Raw genomic sequence first — 18,159 nt, forward strand, 5'->3', positions numbered from 1 at the left:
GTGTCGGCCTCGTCCCCGGCAGCCGGACCGGGCGCCCGGTGTCCGGTATCGGCGGGGAAGGCCGGTGGTCCGTACGACCCCCCGGGGCGGGTCGGCCGTCCAACCCCGCGGAAGATCGCATGGACGCACGGGGGAGAACCGGTGAACAGCTCCCAGAGGACGATGGCGGCCGTCGGCACGGCGGTCGTCATCGCGGCCGTGGGCGCGCCGGCGGCGCCCGTCGCGAGCGCGGCCGCGCCGGCCCCGCGACACCGGCCGGGAGGGCCGCATCGAGGTCAAGGGCCGACAGGACCGGACCGCGGGGTCAGCCGACCGGCTCCAGGCGGGCGGTGAACTCCCGGGCCGCCGGTTCCTCCCGGTACGGGTCCAGGCGGGTGCGGAAGTCCTCCAGGTAGGCCGTCCCGCGGTGGGAGCGCAGGCCCGACAGGAGCTCCGCCGCCTGCGTGGCCGTCTGGCAGGCGGCTTCCACCTCGCGCTGCTGCACCCGCGCCGCCGCCAGCAGGAGCAGGCCGATCGCCCGGCGCCGCGCCTTGCCCGCCGGGAGGTCCCGCAGGGACTCCTCCGCGCGCTTGGCCGCCGCGTCGGCCTGGCCCAGGTCCCGGTGGCAGTGCGCCAGTTCGTCCGCGAGGTAGGCCCGGTCGAAGTGGCGGATCCACTCGGGGTCGTCCCCCGACTCCGGCTCCGCCCGCTCCAGCGCCGTCAGCGCCCGCGAGGACAGCACCCCCGTCGACCGCGCGTCGCCGAGGAGCGCGTGCCCGCGCGCCTCCGCCGCGTAGAACATCGCCTCCACCCGGGGGGTGACCTGGCCCCGGGTGCCCTCCTGTGCCGCTCTGGCCAGCTGCGCGATCTCCCTCGGGTTGCCCAGTTCGGCGGCGAGGTGACTCATCGAAGCCGCCAGTACGTAGCCCCCGTACGCCCGGTCGCCGGCCGCCTGCGCGAGCCGCAGGGCCTGGATGTAGTAGCGCTGGGCCAGGCCCGGCTGGCCGGTGTCCACCGCCATGTAGCCCGCCAGCTCCGTGAGTCGGGCGACCGCCGCGAACAGGGCCCGGCCCACCGGCTCCCGGTACGAGCCGCCGATCAGGCCGGAGACCACCGAGTTGAGGTAGTGCACCACCACCGGGCGCACGTGCCCGCTGCCGAAGCGGTGGTCCAGGTCCTTCAGCGCCTGCGTGGTGGCCCGTACCGCCTCCACGTCCGACATCCCCACCCGGGAGCCGCCGCTGCGCGCGACCTGCGCGTCGGCCCCGGTGATGAGCCAGTCGCGGCTCGGCTCGACCAGCGCCGAGGAGGCCACGCTCGACCCCGACAGGAAGTCGCGGCGGCCCACGTCGCTCCGCCACAACTCGCTGACCTGCTCGATCGCGCCGATGACGGTCGGGGAGAACTGCAGGCCGACGCCCGAGGCGAGGTTCTTGCCGTTGGCCATGCCGATCTCGTCGATGGTGACGGTCCGGCCGAGCTTGCGGCCCAGCGCCTCGGCGATGATCCCCGGAGCCCGGCCGCGCGGCTGCTGGCCGCGCAGCCAGCGGGCCACGGAGGTCTTGTCGTAGCGGAGGTCGAGTCCGTGCTCGGCCCCGCACATGTTGACGCGCCGGGCGAGCCCGGCATTGGAGCACCCGGCTTCCTGGATGAGCGCCTGCAGCCGTTCGTTCGGCTGGCGGGCGACGAGAGGCCTGGCTGCCATGAAAACCCCCAGAGACGCGGGTGATCGTTCGAATGATCACTTCCCGCCTGATGTGCGGGGAATCTTCCCCATTGGGTCCTGTCGCTACCCACCTCCGGCGCCCCGGCCTCCTACGCGCCCCCCGCGATGCACCAATGCGCCCCGCATGCAGGATCGATGCTCCCGAGCCCGGCCGGTTTACGCCCGTAACCCCCGGTGACCGCAAGAGTTGTGTTGCACGTGGAAGAGACCATCGGAGTCACGGAGACCGCGCCCATCCCCCTGCAGCGCAGTGAACCGCTGCTGGACCATGCCGTGCGGTACACGGAAGAACGGCACTGGGATGTCTTCGCCGGCACCTGGCTGGAGTCGGCCGACGGGCGGGAACGCTGCTCGTGCGGGGCACCGGAGTGCCCGGTGCCCGGCGCGCACGCGGCGGGGAAGGACTGGGCCACGCAGGCCTCCGGCAGCGCCGTGCAGGTCAGGAGGGTCTGGGGGAAGAACCCGAAGGCCTCCATCCTGCTGCCCACCGGCCGGACCTTCGACGCTCTCGACGTCCCGGACGCGGCCGGCTTCCTGGCCCTGGCCCGGCTCCAGCGCATGCAGCGCACCCTCGGACCGGTGATCGCCAACCCGGCGGGGCGGATGCTGTTCTTCGTCCTGCCCGGCGCCGGGGCCAAGGTGCCCGACCTGCTGCGCAAGATCGGGTGGCAGCCGGCCCAGCTCGATCTGGTCGCACGCGGTGAGGGCGAGTACGTGCCCGCCCCGCCGACCCGGATCGGCGGACGCGGCTCGGTGCAGTGGGCGCAGCCCCCGACGGCCGCGAACCGGTGGCTGCCGGACGTGGAGGAGCTGATCGACGCCCTGGCCTACGCGTGCGGGCGCGAGGCGGCGGCGGAGCGGGCCCGGCGCGGGGCCTGACCAGCGGACATGCCCGCGCGGAAACTCATGACATAAGTAACTGCTCCGCCTCTCCCCCTCCTCCTATGGTGAGAAAAGCAGGACACGGGGAACAGGACGAGAGGCAGGCGCATGCCGGACCAGGGCGTTGCGACAGGCGGGACGGACGGAACGGGCGGCGGTGCGCGACCCGCACCGTCCGCCGCACCCGCCGTGCGGGTCGAGGGTTTGTGGAAGCGGTTCGGCGAGCAGGTGGCCGTGTCCGGGATCGATCTGGAGCTGCCCGCCGGGCAGTTCGTCGGCCTGGTCGGGCCGAACGGCGCGGGCAAGACGACCACGCTGTCGATGATCACCGGGCTGCTGCGCCCGGACATGGGCCGGGTGATCGTCGCCGGGCACGACGTGTGGGCGGACCCGGTCGCGGTGAAGTCCCGGATCGGCGTACTGCCGGAGGGACTGCGGCTCTTCGAGCGCCTTTCCGGGCGCGAACTGCTCGGCTACATGGGCCGGATGCGGGGACTGCCGGGCCGCGAGACGGACAGCCGGGCCACGCAGCTGCTGGACATCCTGGACCTGGCCGGTTCGCAGCACAAGCTGATCGTCGACTACTCGACCGGCATGCGGAAGAAGATCGGCCTGGCGGCCGCGCTGCTCCACAACCCCGAAGTGCTGTTCCTGGACGAACCGTTCGAGGGCGTGGACCCGGTGTCCGCGCAGACCATCCGCGGAGTGCTGGAACGTTACACCTCCTCCGGCGCCACGGTCGTCTTCTCCTCCCACGTCATGGAGCTCGTCGAGTCGCTGTGCGACTGGGTCGCCGTCATGGCCGCCGGCCGGATCCGGGCCGCGGGCCCGCTGGCCGACGTACGGGGCGAAGCGCCCTCGCTGCAGACCGCGTTCCTGGAGCTGGTCGGGGCGCAGGGCCGGGCCACGGGCGAGTCCCTGGACTGGCTCGGCGGCGGGTCTGCGGGCAACAGGACGGGCAATGGAGCGGGCAATGGTGCGGGGAGCGGGGCGGGCGTCCGATGAGCACGTCCGTCGCGTCCACCCCGTCCGCGTCGGCCGCGCAGGCCAACGCGGCCACCGCGTCCGTCGACATCACCCCGATCTTCGTCCGCCTCAAGCTGTCGCTCCTGCGCAACGGGCTCAAGGGCTCCTCGACGCGCAAGGCCGCCTACTTCAGCGCCCTCGCCTTCGCGCTCGTCATCGCCTTCCTCGCCACGCTCGGCCTCGTCGCGCTGCGCGGCAACGCGCACGCCGGCGCGGTCGTCGTCCTGCTGGCGGCGATCACGGCCCTCTGCTGGACGTTCGTCCCGCTGTTCTTCGCCACCGGCGACGAGACGCTCGACCCGACCCGGCTGGTCATGCTGCCGCTGCGTCCGCGTCCGCTCGTACGGGCCATGCTGGCCGCCTCCCTCGTCGGCATCGGGCCGCTGTTCACGCTGTGCCTGGCCGTCGGCTCGGTGATCGCCGTCGCCCGGGGCGCGGCGGGCCTGGTGGCCGCCGTACTGGCCGTGCCGCTGCTGCTGGTCGGCTGCGTCGCGCTGGCCCGCGCGGTGGCCACCGCCAACGTCCGGCTGCTGACCAGCCGCAAGGGGCGCGACCTCGCGCTGCTCAGCGGCCTGCTGATCGCGATCGGCGCGCAGGCCGCGAACTTCGCCGCCCAGCGGCTGGTCGAGACCGGCGGCCTGGACAAGCTGGAGCCGGCCGGGGCGGTCGTGCGCTGGCTCCCGCCCGCGACGGCCATCGGGATGGTGGACTCCGCGAGCGAGGGCTCGTACGGGATCGCGGCCGCGCAGCTCCTCATCACCGTCGCGGCCCTCGGCCTGCTGCTCCGGTTCTGGGAGCGCAGCCTGACCAAGCTGATGGTCACCCCGGACGGTTCGACGATCGAGGCCGCCAAGGAGAAGAAGAAGCCGGCGAACGGCGCGGCCGGCCGCGGCTGGTCGCTCCTGCCGGACGACCGTACGGGCGCGGCCGCCCAGCGCGTGCTGCGCTACATGATGCGCGACCCGAAGACCAAGTCGGCGTGGGTGTCCGCCCTGGCCCTCGGCCTGATCATCCCGGTCGTCAACGCCGTCCAGGGCGCCGGCTCGGTGTACCTGGCCTGCTTCGCCTCGGGCATGCTCGGCCTGCAGATGTACAACCAGTTCGGCCAGGACACCTCGGCGTTCTGGATGGTCGCGCAGACCATCTCCAGCACCCGGGACGCGTACGTGGAGCTGCGCGCCCGCGCCCTGGCCCTCTCGCTGGTCACCGTGCCCTTCACGGTGCTGGTCGCGGCGGTCACGGCCGGCCTGCTCGGCGACTGGGCCGGCTTCCCCGGCGCCTTGGGCCTGGCCCTGGCCCTGCTCGGCTCGATGCTGTGCACGGGCGCCCTGGCCTCCGCCCACCTCGCGTACTCGATCCCGACCGACGGCGCCTTCAAGAGCGTCGCCCCGGGCCAGGGCGCCCTGGCGTGGGCGGCCCTCATCGGCGGCCTGCTCGCCTCGGCCCTGGTCAGCTCCCCGCTGATCGCCCTGGCCGTCTACTTCAGCGCCACGGACCAGAAGTCCCTGGCCTGGATCCTGCTCCCGCTGGGCCTGGCCTGGGGCACGCTGGCCACCTGGGCCGGGCTGCGCCTCGCGGCCCCGGTGGTGGTGCGCAAGCTCCCCGAGATCCTGGTGGCGGTCAGCAAGGGCTGACCGGCATGCCGGCCGACCGGCCGAGTACCGGCGCGAGACCGAACGGGCCGTGGCCCTCTGCCCCCTGGGGGAGCGGAGGGCCACAGCCCGTTCGGTCTCGCGCGGCCGCTGCGGGCCGACGGGCGCCGGCCAGCCCGACGGGCCCGCCCGGCCCCGCACCCGCGCGGGACTACGCCGAGGCCTTGATGCCCTCCAGGAACGGCTCCACCGCCGCGCGCCAGGCCGCCGGGTGGTCGTAGTGGAGGTAGTGGCCGGCGTCCGGGATCTCCGCGTACTGTCCGGCCGGCAGGACGCGGACCATTTCCTGGGCCTCCGCCCGGCCCAGTTCGCCGTCCAGGCCGCGGACGACCAGCGTCGGGCAGTGGACCTGGGCGAGTTCCTCCCAGTGCGCGTCGTGCACCCACGTCTCCCGCGCGGTCAGCATCTGGCGGCGCGAGAACAGGGGCCGCCAGCCGTCGTCGGCCTCGTGCATCACCTCCGCGAAGAACTCGCCCCGGCCGGGATCCGGGCGCTCGACCCGCGGGTCGTCCTCGCCGAACCAGCGCCGCGCGGCGTCCTGGGTGGGGAACGGCAGCGGCCAGTGGCGGAACCATTCCTCCCATTCCTGCTGCGAGGCCTCGCCCAGCGCGGACGCCCGCATGTCGCAGATGACCAGGGCCGCCACGAGGTCCGGGCGGCGGGCCGCCAGCTGCCAGGCGGTGAGGGCGCCCATGGAATGGCCGATCAGCGTCACCGGCGCGAGGCCGAGCTGCTCGACGGCCGCTTCGGCGTCGGCCACGAAGGCCTCCCTGCCGTAGGCGACGGAGCCGGCGGGGCCGGAGGTCGGGGGGCGCTCGCTCTGGCCGTGGCCGCGCTGGTCGAGGGCCACGACGCGGCGGCTCGCACCGAGCCAGCGGGCGGTGCCCGCCCAGTGGAAGGCGCGGCCCATCAGGCCGTGCAGTAAGAGGGCCGCGGGCTCACCCGACGGCGACTGCGACTGCAGCGGTGACGGCGAGCGGGACGGATCCGGCTCACGCTCCGCCGTCGCTCCGCGGAACTCCCAGGCCGCCAGGCGTACGCCGTCGGCCCCCGTCACATCGAGGCGTCGTACCACCGCAGATGCACCCCCTTCGCTCCCGGCCACAGTATCGAACCCGCATTCGAAAACGGGGTTCTCGCTGACAACACCGCTCTTTCGAGTGACCTTGCTCAAGGATTGACCGCCGCTGCCGATGGAGATCCTTTCAACAGGGAGGCGGACCGCTCGGGGAAGACGGTCCGAAGGGATGACCTTGAGAGCTCGGGGCTCCAGGTCAAGTAGGGGAGGACCGGTCCCGGCGCCGCAAGGCGCCGGGACCATCCATACAGATCCGCACCGGTCCGCACCGGCCGACACCAGCCGGATTCGCTCGCACCGGCGACCCGATCGAACGTCCGCGCGTCAGCCTGTCGAAGACCACGCAGCTGCCGAAGGCCCACAGATGTCAAGAACCGGCCGGCAGCCGCCGAATACCCCCAGCCCCTCCGTCCGTCAGCGCTTCGCCACGAACACGTGGGAGGCGATGTCCGCCTCCAGCTCCGCGGCCTCGCCCCCACTGCCGACCAGCACACCGCCGGGCGACTCGGTCACGCTGACCACCGAGCCGGGCTGCACGCCCGCCCGCCGCAGCGTGTACATCAGCTGTGCGTCCGTCTGGATCGGCTCGCCGATCCGGCGGATCACCACGGTCTTGCCCTCGGCGCCCGGGTCCAGCTCCGCCAGGCTGACCATGCCCTCCTCCAGGAAGGGATCGGCCTCGGCCTTCTCGCCCAGTTCCTCGAGCCCCGGGATCGGGTTCCCGTACGGCGACTCGGTCGGGTGGCGCAGCAGCTCCAGCACCCGCCGCTCCACCGCCTCGCTCATCACGTGCTCCCAGCGGCAGGCCTCGGCGTGCACCTGCTCCCACTCCAGGCCGATGACGTCGACGAGCAGGCACTCCGCGAGGCGGTGCTTGCGCATCACCCGCGTCGCCAGCTTGCGGCCCTCGTCCGTCAGCTCCAGGTGCCGGTCGCTGGCGACCGCCACCAGGCCGTCGCGCTCCATCCGCGCCACCGTCTGACTCACCGTCGGGCCGCTCTGGTCGAGCCGCTCGGCGATGCGGGCGCGCATGGGGACCACACCTTCCTCTTCCAGTTCGAGGATGGTGCGGAGGTACATCTCCGTGGTATCGATCAGTCCGGACATTCGTGCCCCTCGGATTGCGTGCGCTGGCCCTGCCCCCAATTCTGACGCATCACGCCGACAACCGTCCCGTGCTGGACGCGAAGGGCCGTTCCGGACTGCCCCGAAACGCCTCCCACGCCCCTCCGGTCACCTCTCATTACGGCGCCCACCGGGCCTTTCGCCCCCTGGATGGAAGTTCGTATTGACACGCCCTTGGTCCAGACCGCACGGTGAGCGGCGGACACGGACGACAACCTCACCCACTCCCACCCCGGAAGGCCATCGGCGTATGAGCGAGAGCAAGCTGGCCGGTCAGTTCTTCGACGCCGCGATCGGCCTGCTGGAGCGGGTACGGGACGAGGAGTCCGCCCGCATCAACGAGGCCGGCACCGTCATCGCGGACGCCGTGGCCGCCGGGAACAAGCTCTTCGCCTTCGGCGCCGGGCACTCCTCACTCCCGGCCCAGGACGTGGTCTACCGGGCCGGCGGACTCGCCCTGATGAACTTCCTCGCCGTCCCCGGCACCGCCGGCATCGACGTCATGCCCGCCACCCTCGGCAGCGCCCTGGAGCGCGTCGACGGCCTCGCCGGGGCGGTCCTGGACAGCAGCCCCGCCAGTGACGGCGACGTCCTCGTGATCATCTCCCTCTCCGGGCGCAACGCCCTGCCGGTCGAGATGGCCATGAACGCCCGCGCGATCGGCCTCAAGGTCATCGGCGTCACCTCGGTGGCCTACGCGACCGACACCAAGTCCCGCCACGTCTCCAGCACCTTCCTCAAGGACCACTGCGACATCGTCCTCGACAGCAAGATCGCGGTCGGCGACGCCGAGCTCACCCACGAGGGCATCGAAGCCCCCTTCGCCCCCGCCTCCACCGTCGTGACCAGCGCGATCATGCAGGCGGTCATGGCCGCCGCGGCCGGCGAGCTCGTCGCCCGCGGGGTCGAGCCGCCGCTGCTGCGCTCGGGCAACGTGGACGGCGGCCACGAGTGGAACGGCCGCGTCATGCAGGAGTACGGCGACCGGATCTTCTTCCGCCACTAGTAGGCGTCCGCCGCCGAGCCGTACGCCACCGAGCCGTACGCCGCCGGGCCGTACGCCGCCGGGCCGTACGCCGGTGAGCGTCCGCCACCAGGCGTCCGCCGCTAAGCCCTACGCGGGTTCCGCCCCGCCTGGGCCAGGTCCAGGTCCGCCGCGACGCGGGCCGCCACCTCCTCCGCGTACGCCGCGTCCGCGCGCTCGAAGGCGGCCCGCGACGGCCCCCGCAGGAACGTCAGCGTCCCCAGGTTCCGGCCCCGGCTGCGCAGCACCGTGCACAGGGCGTGCGCCGCGTCCGCGGGCCAGCGCCGGGCGCCCGCCCACGCCCCGTCGGCCTGCCCGCGCGGCGTGCTGGCCCGCACCGACCCGGCCCGGTCCAGCGCCTGCAGCGCCGGGTGGCCCGCCCCGTAGCGCACGGGGATCGCCCCGGGCTCGGGCAGCCCCGGCACGCCCGGCGGGGACGCCGCCCAGCGCAGCAGCCGTACGCGCTCCCGCGGCGAGCCGTCCAGTACGTCCACCAGCGCGTGGTCGGCGAAGCCCGCCAGGGCGAACTCCAGCCGGACCGCCGCCGCCTCGGCCGGGTCCTCGCACTCGGCGGCGGCACGCCCGGCCCGGTACAGCTGATGGGACCGGAACCGCAGCCGCGCCGTGTCCAGCAGCGCCTGCCGGGCCTCGGTGACGTCCTGGAACAGGAGCGCCACCCCGAGCGGTACGGGTTCCTCCGCGAGCGGCGACGCCAGGCGCAGGAACCCGCACCGCCAGCACCGCCGCCGCACGCCTTCGGGGCCCCGTACGGACACCCACAGCTCCAGCGGCGCCGGGGGCGCGCCCTCGGCCAGTACGTGCTGCAGGGCCCCCTCCAGCTCCTCCACCCCCTGCGCGATCAGCTCCCCCAGCGGCCGGCCGAGCAGCACGGTGCGGCCGGAGCCGAAGGCGCGGGCGGCGTGCGCGTTGACCACGGCCGGGCGCAGGTCCACGTCGACGAGCACGACCCCCCAGGAGGCGTCCTCCATGAGGGCCTCGCTCAAGGCGATGGAACGCTCCAGGTCGATCTGCGCGTGCACCTCGCTGAAGGCGCAGTACACGCCGGCCGGCTTCCCGTCGGCGCCCGGCACCCCCGCGGACTGGGTCCGCACGAGCACCCGCCCGCCGTCCTTGGTCAGCAGCGCGAACTCGTGCACCTGCCGCCCCGGCACGTCCTGGGCGGCCATGAGCCTGTCCTGCACGTCCTGCGCGTCGGCGGCCCGCACGGCCCACCCCGCGAACCCCTTGCGCCCCACGGCCTCGATCGCCGACCACCCCAGGATCCGCTCGGCCTCACGGTTCCAGTGGGTGATCACCCCGTCGGCATCGAACGCGCACAAGGCCGCGTCCATCCCGTCCAGCAGCGCTGCGAGCAGATCGTCGGCGGTCTCATCACGTCCGGATGCAGTCACCTGGGCCCCCTACAGGTGTTCGCGTGTGCGGCACGTCACGTCATTGAACTCGAACGTGACGCAGCCCACACGGGTTTCTGCGGATTGGGACGATAAATCCGGTCAGAGGCCGGTCAGGAAGACGATCACGGCGACCACCACGAGGACGAGGCCGACCACCACCGCCTTCTGGTGCATGTGCTCCCACCGTGCCGCCTGCCGGGCGATGCGCGGCTCGGCCCGCGGGTCGGGCGCCCAGTCGGCCCGGCGGCGCTCCGTCAGGAGGGACCGCAGTCCCTCGACCTCCTGCTCGACGCCCGTCATCTCGTTGTCGTCCAGGAACGGCAGGATCATCCGCCGGCCGTCGGTGCGGTAGAGGTACACGGAGGTGCCGGGCGCCATGCCCCGATCCCCGGGAGGAGCGTTCACGGTACGGATGTCGTGGATGTCGTCCCAGGCGAAGCGCCTGACCCGGAACATGCGGCGCAGGATGATGCCGCGGCGGTCGACGGTGGTGAAGGCGCGCGTCCCGGCATACAGGAGCCCCGCGCAGAAGGCCGCCAGCAGGGCGCCGAGCAGCGCCGTCCCCCAGCCGGGCATGGACGACTCCACGCCGACCTTCAGAACGAGGAGCCCGCAGCTCACGAACAGGACGACGCCGAACCCCCAGGTCGGCTTCCCCCGGTAACGGCGTGGCAGTGCGACATCCGGCATGACTCCCCCATGGATCTTGATCCTCGACGGGCTTCATCCTGCGCCTCACCCGGCGATTAATAAACGGTTGTGGGGGCGGGGGGACGTGCCTAGGCTCTGTCTCACACGAGAAGGGAGGTGGTTGCCGCAATGTACGGAAACCGGACGCGTGAGGTGGCTGCGGGCTAAAGCGCCCGCTGTCGCACGCACCCAGTGCGGTGCCCGGCGGAGTCGCCGGCGCCAATCCCAAGCAGTCACCCGACCCGCGAGCTCGCCGGTACGTCCGGCCGGCTTCCCCCACTGCAGGGGGGAAACCCGAGCTCGCGGGTCGTCTGCGTGTGAGCAGGGCCTTACTGAGCCTTACGGGGCCTCGCGGGGCCTTACGGGCAGAGGCGTTCCACGCGCCAGGTGCCCGCCTCCAGGACGTAACGGAGGCGGTCGTGGAGGCGGTTCTCGTGGCCCTGCCAGAATTCCACCGCGTCGGGGACCACGCGGATGCCGCCCCACTGCGGGGGAACCGGAACCTGTTCGCCCTCCGGGTAGCGGGCCTCCAGCTCCGCGTAGCGGCGGTCCAGCTCCGCGCGGGAGGCGATCACCGTGGACTGTTCGCTGGCCCAGGCGCCCAGCTGGGAGCCGTGGGGGCGGGAGCGGAAGTACGCCGCCGTCTCGTCCCGGCCGATGCGCGAGGCCGTGCCGGTGACGACGACCTGGCGGGCGATCGGGTGCCAGGGGAAGAGCAGGGAGACGAAGGGGTTGGCGGCCAGTTCGCGGCCCTTGCGGGAGTCGTAGTTCGTGAAGAAGACGAAGCCGCGGTCGTCGAACTGCTTCAACAGGACCGTGCGCGTACTGGGCCGGCCGTCGGGAGTTGCGCTCGCGACGACCATCGCGTTGGGTTCGAAGACGTTCGCCTCCGCCGCGTCCCGGAACCAGCGCGCGAACTGGCCCATCGGCTCCCCGGCGAGGCTTTCCTCGGCGACGAGCTGGGAGCGGTACTGCTTGCGCATGTCGGCAGGGTCAAGGTGCTGATCGGTCACGCGGCCATCCTGCCGCAGAGGGACGTCCGCGACTGTGCCGTATGTCACGCTTCCCCGCGCCAAGCGGAACGGACAAAATCTTGGGGCCGGTCCGACGGTCCCGAACGGATGACCATCGGACGTGCCGGGCATCAACGGGGATGACCGCGCCGGACCGCGAATCACGCCGGGAGCCGCGCGTGTTCGCACTATTTGAGGAGCCGCATGATGTCCGACTTCGTACCCGGTCTTGAGGGAGTCGTCGCGTTCGAAACGGAGATCGCCGAACCCGACAAGGAGGGTGGGTCGCTCCGCTACCGGGGCGTCGACATCGAAGACCTCGTGGGCCACGTCTCCTTCGGGAACGTCTGGGGCCTGCTGGTCGACGGTGCCTTCAACCCCGGCCTGCCGGCCGCCGAGCCCTTCCCGATCCCGGTGCACTCCGGTGACATCCGGGTCGACGTGCAGTCCGCGCTCGCCATGCTCGCCCCCGTGTGGGGTCTGAAACCGCTGCTCGACATCGACGAGCGGACCGCGCGCGACGATCTGGCGCGGGCGGCCGTGATGGCACTGTCGTACGTCGCCCAGTCCGCGCGCGGCCAGGGACGCCCGATGGTCCCGCAGAGCGAGATCGACAAGGCCGAGTCCGTCGTCGAGCGGTTCATGATCCGCTGGCGCGGCGAGCCCGACCCGCGCCACGTCAAGGCCGTCGACGCCTACTGGACCTCGGCCGCCGAACACGGCATGAACGCCTCGACCTTCACCGCCCGCGTCATCGCCTCGACGGGTGCCGATGTCGCGGCCGCACTGTCCGGGGCGGTGGGCGCCATGTCGGGGCCGCTGCACGGCGGGGCGCCCTCGCGCGTCCTCGGCATGATCGAGGAGATCGAGCGCACCGGCGACGCCGTGGCGTACGTGAAGAAGGCCCTGGACAAGGGCGAGCGGCTGATGGGCTTCGGCCACCGCGTCTACCGCGCCGAGGACCCGCGCGCCCGCGTGCTGCGGCGCACGGCCAAGGAACTGGACGCCCCGCGCTACGAGGTGGCCGCCGCACTGGAGAAGGCCGCCCTGGAGGAGCTGCACGCGCGCCGTCCCGACCGGGTGCTCGCGACGAACGTGGAGTTCTGGGCCGCGATCATGCTGGACTTCGCGGAGGTCCCGGCGCACATGTTCACCTCGATGTTCACGTGTGCCCGTACCGCCGGCTGGTCCGCGCACATCCTGGAGCAGAAGCGCACGGGCCGCCTGGTCCGCCCCTCGGCCCGCTACACCGGGCCGGGCGTGCGCAACCCGCGCGAGATCGAGGGATACTCCGACATCACGGACATTACGGACATCACAGGCACCGCGGGCGCTACTGGCATCGCCTCCACCGCCTGATCCCGCCGGCCGCCGGCTGCCCCCGCACAGGGCCGCCGCCGTGACGAAGGGCGCCGCATCCCCTCGGGGTGCGGCGCCCTTCGCGTGCGCGGGAGCCGTTCGGGGCCCGGGCGTCAGCCCAGTTCCGAGTCGAGGATCCGGGCCCACTGGGCGACCACCCGCGCGCGGCGGGCGGTGTCGTCGGTGAGGACGTTGGCCAGGCCCAGGCCGCGGGCCATGTCGAGCAGGCCCTGGACGGTTTCCCGTACGCCCGGTACGGACTCGTCCGCGCCCAGCAGCTTCACGGCCATGCGGTGGGTCTCGCGGCCCACGCGGGCCTCCAGCTCGGCCACCCGGGGCCGCAGCTGCTCCTCGTGGGAGGCCGCGACCCACAGCTGGAGGGCGGCGCGGAACATCGGGCCGGTGTACAGGTCGATGAGCGCCCCGACCACATCGGCGCGGGCCGCGGCGGGGCCGCCCTGCGGGAACAGGTCCAGCAGGGCGGTGGAGCGCACCTCGGCCATGTACTCGACGGCCGCCGTGAACAGTTCCTCGCGGGTGCGGAAGTGGTGCTGGGCCGCTCCGCGCGAGACGCCGGCCCGCTCCGCGACCACGGCGACGGTGGAGCCGGCCCAGCCCTGTTCGGCGAGGCAGGAGACGGCCGCCTCCAGGAGGTGGCGGCGGGTCACGCGGCTGCGGGCCTGCTTGGGCCCGCTCTCCGTGGTCACCGCAGCCACGACGGGTCCCGTCGCTCGAAGCGGGCGCTGATCCCCTCGCGGGCCTCGGCGGAGGCGAAGTGCCGGGCGGACAGCTCGGTGAGGGCGGCGCCGTCCCGCTCCAGGGCGGCCCGTACTGGGGCGGTGACCAGCCGTTTCGTCGCGGCCAGGGCCTCGGGGCCGGCCTTGAGGAGGCCCTCCAGGACGGGGCCCAGGAGCTTGTCGAGGCCCTCGGCACCCACGGCGTCCCCGGCGTCCGTGCCATCCGTGCCGTCCGTGCCGTCCGTGCCGTCCGTGCCGTGGAGGGTGAGCAGGCCGATGCGGGTGGCTTCGGCGGCGTCGAAGACCTCGGCGGTCAGGAAGTAGCGGGCGGCGGCGCGGGGGTCCAGGCGCGGGAGCAGCGGGGCGGAGATCACGGCCGGTACGACACCGAGGTGCGTCTCGGTGAAGGCGTACGTGGACGCCTGCCCGGCGGCGGCGATGTCGCAGACGCCGAGCAGGCCGAGGCCGCCCGCGCGGACGTGGCCGGTGACGCGGGCGACGACCGGCTTGGGGAGTTCGGCGATCTCGCGGAGCAGGGCCAGGAAGTCCGCCGGGTCGCAAGGGGACTTGAGGTCGGCGCCGGCGCAGAAGGTGGTGCCGGTGTGGGTCAGGACGACGGCCCGGGTGGACCTGTCCGCTGCCGCGGTGGCGAGGGCTGCGCGGAGCTCCTGGACGAGGGTGGCGGAGAGGGCGTTGCGGTTGGCCGGGGAGTCGAGGGTGAGGGTGGTGAGGCCGGGCGTTCGCGCGGCGTGGACCAGTGGGGGCATGTCTCCTCCGGAGGGGTTGGTCGGCTCGGTCGGGATCCCCTCCGGGGAGGGTATGCGGGCCGCCTATGGCGGACCCGGGTGGGCGGACCCGGGTGGGCTGGCTCGGGTGCCCCGGGCGCTGCCCGGACCCCGGTCCTCAAACGCCGGACCGGCTGAAGAACAGGGGTCCCGGGCTGCGCCCGGACCCCCTGGGGCTCCGCCCCAGACCCCGCGCCGCAAACGCCGGCGAGGCTGGGTTTTGCCGCCCATCCAGCCCCTCCGGCGTTTGAGGAGCCGGGTCCGGGGGCCGGCCCCCGGCAACGGCGCCACACCCGGCAAGGGGTCCGGGCAGAGCCCGGGGAACGGTGGAACCGGGGGTCCCCCCGGACGGAGTCTGGGGGAGGGTAGGGGACCCAGCCCCGCAGGGCCCACCTCTCCGCACCCGCCCACCGGGCCCGCTCCGGGACGGCGGTGGCTGCGGCCCCGACAGGCCACCGCCGGACGGAGTCCGGCGCGTAAGAAAGAATCAGTAGGACTTGGGGAGGCCCAGGGTCTGGTGGGAGATGAAGTTGAGGATCATTTCCCGGCTGACCGGGGCTATTCGGGCCACCCGGGAGGCGACGATCAGCGCCGCGAGGCCGTACTCGCGGGTGAGGCCGTTGCCGCCCAGGGTGTGGACGGACTGGTCCACCGCGCGGACGCACGCCTCCCCCGCCGCGTACTTCGCCATGTTCGCGGCCTCGCCCGCGGCCATGTCCTCGCCGGCGTCGTACAGGTGGGCCGCCTTCTGCATCATCAGGCGGGCCAGTTCGAGGTCGATGTGCGCGGCCGCCAGGGGGTGGGCGATGGCCTGGTGGGCGCCGATGGGGGTCTTCCAGACCTGGCGGGTCTTCGCGTAGTCGACGGCCCGGGCGAGGGCGTAGCGGCCCATGCCGATGGCGAAGGCGGCGGTCATGACGCGCTCGGGGTTGAGGCCCGCGAAGAGCTGGAGCAGGCCCGCGTCCTCGTCGCCGACCAGGGCCGAGGAGGGGAGGCGTACGTCGTCCAGGACCAGCTCGAACTGCTTTTCCGCAGCCTGGAGTTCCATGTCGATGGGGGTGTGGGCGAAACCCGGGGCCTCGCGGGGGACGATGAACAGGCAGGGCTTGAGGCTGCCCGTCCTGGCGTCTTCCGTGCGGCCCACGATGAGGGTGGCGTCGGCGATGTCCACGCCGGAGATGAAGACCTTGCGGCCGGTGAGGATCCAGTCGTCGCCGTCGCGGCGGGCGGTGGTGGTGATGCGGTGGGAGTTGGAGCCGGCGTCGGGTTCGGTGATGCCGAAGGCCATGGTGCGGGTGCCGTCGGCGAGCCCGGGCAGCCAGGCACGCTTCTGGTCCTCGGTGCCGAAGCGGGCGATGACCGTGCCGCAGATGGCGGGCGAGACGACCATCATGAGGAGCGGGCAGCCGGCGGCGCCGAGTTCTTCGAGCACGATGGACAGTTCGGCGATGCCGCCGCCTCCGCCGCCGTACTCCTCGGGGAGGTTGACTCCGAGGTAGCCCAGTTTGGCGGCGTCCGCCCACAGTTCGTCGGGGTGGCCGCCCTCCCGGGCGATGCGGGCGAGGTACTCGCGCCCGTACTTGCGGCCGAGGGCGGCGACCGCCGCGCGCAGGGCCTGGTGTTCTTCAGTTTCGAGGGTTGTGGTGCCGAGCGTCGTGGTGCCTGGGGTGGAGCTCATGCTTCCTCCTGGACTACGGCGAGCAGGGCGCCGAATTCGACCTGTTGGCCGGTGACGGCGTGGAGCGCGGTGAGCGTGCCGGAGGCGGGCGCGAGGATGCGGTGCTCCATCTTCATGGCCTCCAGCCAGAGCAGGGGCTGCCCGGCGGTGACGGGGCTGCCGGGGGCGAGGCCCTCGGCGACCCGGACCACGGTGCCGGGCATGGGGGCGAGCAGGGAGCCCGGTTCGGTGCGGTCCTGGGGGTCCTCGAACCGCGGGACGGGGGCCAGGGCGTGGGAGCCGAGTACGGAGTCCACGTAGGTCGTGTTCGATTTTTGTTTCACGTGGAACAGCCGCCGGACGCCGTCCACTTCGAGGGTCACCGCGTGGCGCGCTGCGGACAGGACCCGCACACCGGGGTGGTCGAGGAGGTCCGGGGGGCCGCTGCGCTCCGGGTGGTAGCGGACTGCGTACTCGGTCCCGGCCGCCGTGTACCGGCGGCTCTGCGGCTGGGAGCGGAGGTTGCGCCAGCCGCCGAGGCGGGTGGCCAGCGGGGCGTCCGGGTCGGGGGCGGAATCGGCGAGGGCTGCGGCGAGCGCACTGAGTACGGGGGCCCGGTCGTCCGGGTCCGCCTCGGTGAGGGCGGGCAGGTGGCGCTCGTAGAACCCGGTGTCGAGCCGGGCAGCCGCGAACTCCGGGTGCCGCAGGGAGCGTACGAGGAGCTCGCGGTTGGTGATCAGCCCGTGGATCCGGGCTCCGGCGAGGGCGTGGGCCAGGGCGCGGACCGCCTCGGCGCGGGTCGGGGCATGCGCGACGACCTTGGCCAGCATGGGGTCGTAGTGGACGGAGACGGTGTCCCCGTCGGTGAAACCGGTGTCCACGCGGACCGTGGAGGGGACATCGAGGGTGTGCAGGACGCCGGTCTGCGGACGCCAGTCGGCGGCCGGGTCCTCGGCGTAGAGGCGGGCCTCGACGGCGTGTCCGGCGGGCGCGGGAGGGTCCAGGGGCAGGGCGGCTCCCTCGGCGATCCGCAGCTGAAGGGCGACGAGGTCGAGGCCGAAGACGGCTTCGGTGACCGGGTGTTCCACCTGGAGGCGGGTGTTCATCTCCAGGAAGTACGGGCGGCCGTCGGCGGTGACGAGGAACTCCACCGTGCCCGCGCCCTCGTACGAGACCGCGCGGGCGGCGGCCACGGCGGCCTCGTGGAGCGTGGTGCGCAGGGCCTCGGGGAGGCCGGGCGCGGGGGCTTCCTCGATGACCTTCTGGTGGCGCCGCTGGAGGGAACAGTCGCGGGTGCCGAGCGCCCACACGGTGCCGTGGGAGTCGGCGAGGACCTGCACCTCGACGTGGCGGCCGCGCTCCACGTAGGGCTCGGCGAAGACCTCTCCGTCGCCGAAGGCGGACAGGGCCTCGGCGGAGGCGGCTTCGAGGGACTCCTTCAGGGAGTCGAGGTCGCGGACCACCCGCATCCCGCGGCCGCCGCCGCCCGCGGCCGCCTTGAGGAGCAGCGGGAGGTCGGCGGTGGTGGCCGCGTGCGGGTCGACGGGGTCGAGCAGCGGGACCCCTGCGGCGCGCATCAGCTCCTTGGCCCGGGTTTTGGAGGCCATGGCCTCCATCGCCTCGGGCGGCGGGCCGACCCAGATGAGCCCGGCGGCGCGCACGGCGCGGGCGAAGCCGGCGTTCTCGGAGAGGAACCCATAGCCGGGGTGGACGGCGTCGGCGCCCGCCGCGAGGGCGGCCGCGATGACCAGGTCGCCGCGCAGGTAGGTGTCGGCGGGGGCCGCGCCCGGCAGCCGTACGGCCGCGTCGGCCGCACGGACGTGCAGGGCGTCGGCGTCGGGGTCGGAGTGCACGGCGACGGTGTCCAGGCCCAGCGCGCGGGCCGTGCGGAAGACGCGGACCGCGATCTCGCCGCGGTTGGCGACCAGGAGGGAGGTCAGGTGCGTGGGGTGGGTGTGCGGGGTCGTGAGCGGGGGCGTGTGCGGGCTCATCTGCGGGTTCATCTGCGGGC

General features: G+C 73.4%; 15 protein-coding genes. 5 read left to right on the plus strand and 10 right to left on the minus strand.

Annotated features, from left to right (window positions below; genetic code table 11):
- Positions 1 to 304: 304 nt before the first annotated feature.
- The gene (locus tag ACIQV3_RS31505; protein WP_403718045.1) at positions 305 to 1,684 is read right to left on the minus strand and encodes a transcriptional regulator; all 1,380 of its coding nucleotides are present in this window, start codon (positions 1,682 to 1,684) and stop codon (positions 305 to 307) included.
- A gap of 210 nt (positions 1,685 to 1,894) precedes the next feature.
- On the opposite strand from ACIQV3_RS31505, the gene ACIQV3_RS31510 reads away from it, so the two are divergent.
- The 3 genes from ACIQV3_RS31510 to ACIQV3_RS31520 all read left to right on the plus strand — a co-directional run bounded on the left by ACIQV3_RS31510 (position 1,895) and on the right by ACIQV3_RS31520 (position 5,247).
- Positions 1,895 to 2,584, plus strand: a complete 690-nt coding sequence (locus tag ACIQV3_RS31510) for a bifunctional DNA primase/polymerase (protein WP_403718048.1) — start codon at positions 1,895 to 1,897, stop codon at positions 2,582 to 2,584.
- 111 nt (positions 2,585 to 2,695) lie between these two features.
- Entirely contained in the window at positions 2,696 to 3,592 is an 897-nt protein-coding gene (locus ACIQV3_RS31515) for an ABC transporter ATP-binding protein (protein ID WP_403718051.1), read from the plus strand.
- Positions 3,589 to 5,247, plus strand: coding sequence for a transporter (locus ACIQV3_RS31520; RefSeq protein WP_403718055.1), 1,659 nt, complete (start codon positions 3,589 to 3,591; stop codon positions 5,245 to 5,247). The genes ACIQV3_RS31515 and ACIQV3_RS31520 overlap by 4 nt, the downstream gene beginning before the upstream one ends.
- A gap of 169 nt (positions 5,248 to 5,416) precedes the next feature.
- On the opposite strand, the gene ACIQV3_RS31525 is transcribed toward ACIQV3_RS31520, so the two are convergent.
- Together ACIQV3_RS31525 and ACIQV3_RS31530 are read right to left on the minus strand one after the other, a co-directional pair.
- Complete coding sequence (locus tag ACIQV3_RS31525; protein ID WP_403718058.1) at positions 5,417 to 6,340, minus strand: alpha/beta fold hydrolase; 924 nt, start codon at positions 6,338 to 6,340, stop codon at positions 5,417 to 5,419.
- Positions 6,341 to 6,757: 417 nt separating this feature from the next.
- Positions 6,758 to 7,450: a metal-dependent transcriptional regulator gene (locus ACIQV3_RS31530; RefSeq protein ID WP_403718061.1), complete on the minus strand. Its 693-nt coding sequence runs from the start codon at positions 7,448 to 7,450 to the stop codon at positions 6,758 to 6,760.
- 268 nt (positions 7,451 to 7,718) lie between these two features.
- On the opposite strand from ACIQV3_RS31530, the gene ACIQV3_RS31535 reads away from it, so the two are divergent.
- Positions 7,719 to 8,474: an SIS domain-containing protein gene (locus tag ACIQV3_RS31535; protein ID WP_403718063.1), complete on the plus strand. Its 756-nt coding sequence runs from the start codon at positions 7,719 to 7,721 to the stop codon at positions 8,472 to 8,474.
- A gap of 101 nt (positions 8,475 to 8,575) precedes the next feature.
- Here the strand turns inward: ACIQV3_RS31535 and ACIQV3_RS31540 are convergent, their stop codons facing one another.
- The 3 genes from ACIQV3_RS31540 to pdxH form a co-directional block, all read right to left on the minus strand.
- Complete coding sequence (locus ACIQV3_RS31540) at positions 8,576 to 9,904, minus strand: PAS domain-containing protein (protein WP_403718065.1); 1,329 nt, start codon at positions 9,902 to 9,904, stop codon at positions 8,576 to 8,578.
- 102 nt (positions 9,905 to 10,006) lie between these two features.
- On the minus strand, positions 10,007 to 10,597 hold the full coding sequence (locus tag ACIQV3_RS31545; protein ID WP_403718067.1) for a PH domain-containing protein: 591 nt from the start codon (positions 10,595 to 10,597) through the stop codon (positions 10,007 to 10,009).
- A 359-nt stretch (positions 10,598 to 10,956) separates the two neighbouring features.
- Complete coding sequence (gene pdxH, locus ACIQV3_RS31550) at positions 10,957 to 11,580, minus strand: pyridoxamine 5'-phosphate oxidase (RefSeq protein ID WP_403718210.1); 624 nt, start codon at positions 11,578 to 11,580, stop codon at positions 10,957 to 10,959.
- 237 nt (positions 11,581 to 11,817) lie between these two features.
- Here pdxH and ACIQV3_RS31555 point away from each other — a divergent pair, with 237 nt between their 5' ends.
- Positions 11,818 to 12,969 (plus strand): citrate synthase 2, encoded by a 1,152-nt coding sequence (locus ACIQV3_RS31555; protein WP_403718212.1) that lies wholly within the window; start codon positions 11,818 to 11,820, stop codon positions 12,967 to 12,969.
- Between the two features lie 113 nt (positions 12,970 to 13,082).
- On the opposite strand, the gene ACIQV3_RS31560 is transcribed toward ACIQV3_RS31555, so the two are convergent.
- The 4 genes from ACIQV3_RS31560 to ACIQV3_RS31575 all read right to left on the minus strand — a co-directional run bounded on the left by ACIQV3_RS31560 (position 13,083) and on the right by ACIQV3_RS31575 (position 18,139).
- Positions 13,083 to 13,676, minus strand: coding sequence for a TetR/AcrR family transcriptional regulator (locus ACIQV3_RS31560; RefSeq protein WP_403718069.1), 594 nt, complete (start codon positions 13,674 to 13,676; stop codon positions 13,083 to 13,085).
- Positions 13,673 to 14,473: an enoyl-CoA hydratase family protein gene (locus ACIQV3_RS31565; RefSeq protein ID WP_403718071.1), complete on the minus strand. Its 801-nt coding sequence runs from the start codon at positions 14,471 to 14,473 to the stop codon at positions 13,673 to 13,675. Before ACIQV3_RS31565 ends, ACIQV3_RS31560 begins: the two co-directional genes overlap by 4 nt.
- A gap of 505 nt (positions 14,474 to 14,978) precedes the next feature.
- A complete protein-coding gene (locus ACIQV3_RS31570; protein WP_403718074.1) occupies positions 14,979 to 16,169 on the minus strand; it encodes an acyl-CoA dehydrogenase family protein in 1,191 nt (396 codons plus the stop codon).
- On the minus strand, positions 16,166 to 18,139 hold the full coding sequence (locus ACIQV3_RS31575) for a biotin carboxylase N-terminal domain-containing protein (RefSeq protein WP_403718076.1): 1,974 nt from the start codon (positions 18,137 to 18,139) through the stop codon (positions 16,166 to 16,168). Before ACIQV3_RS31575 ends, ACIQV3_RS31570 begins: the two co-directional genes overlap by 4 nt.
- Positions 18,140 to 18,159: the final 20 nt, after the last annotated feature.

Origin of the sequence: Streptomyces sp. NPDC099050, from assembly GCF_044759865.1 — a bacterium.
In the GTDB taxonomy this organism is placed as follows: domain Bacteria; phylum Actinomycetota; class Actinomycetes; order Streptomycetales; family Streptomycetaceae; genus Streptomyces.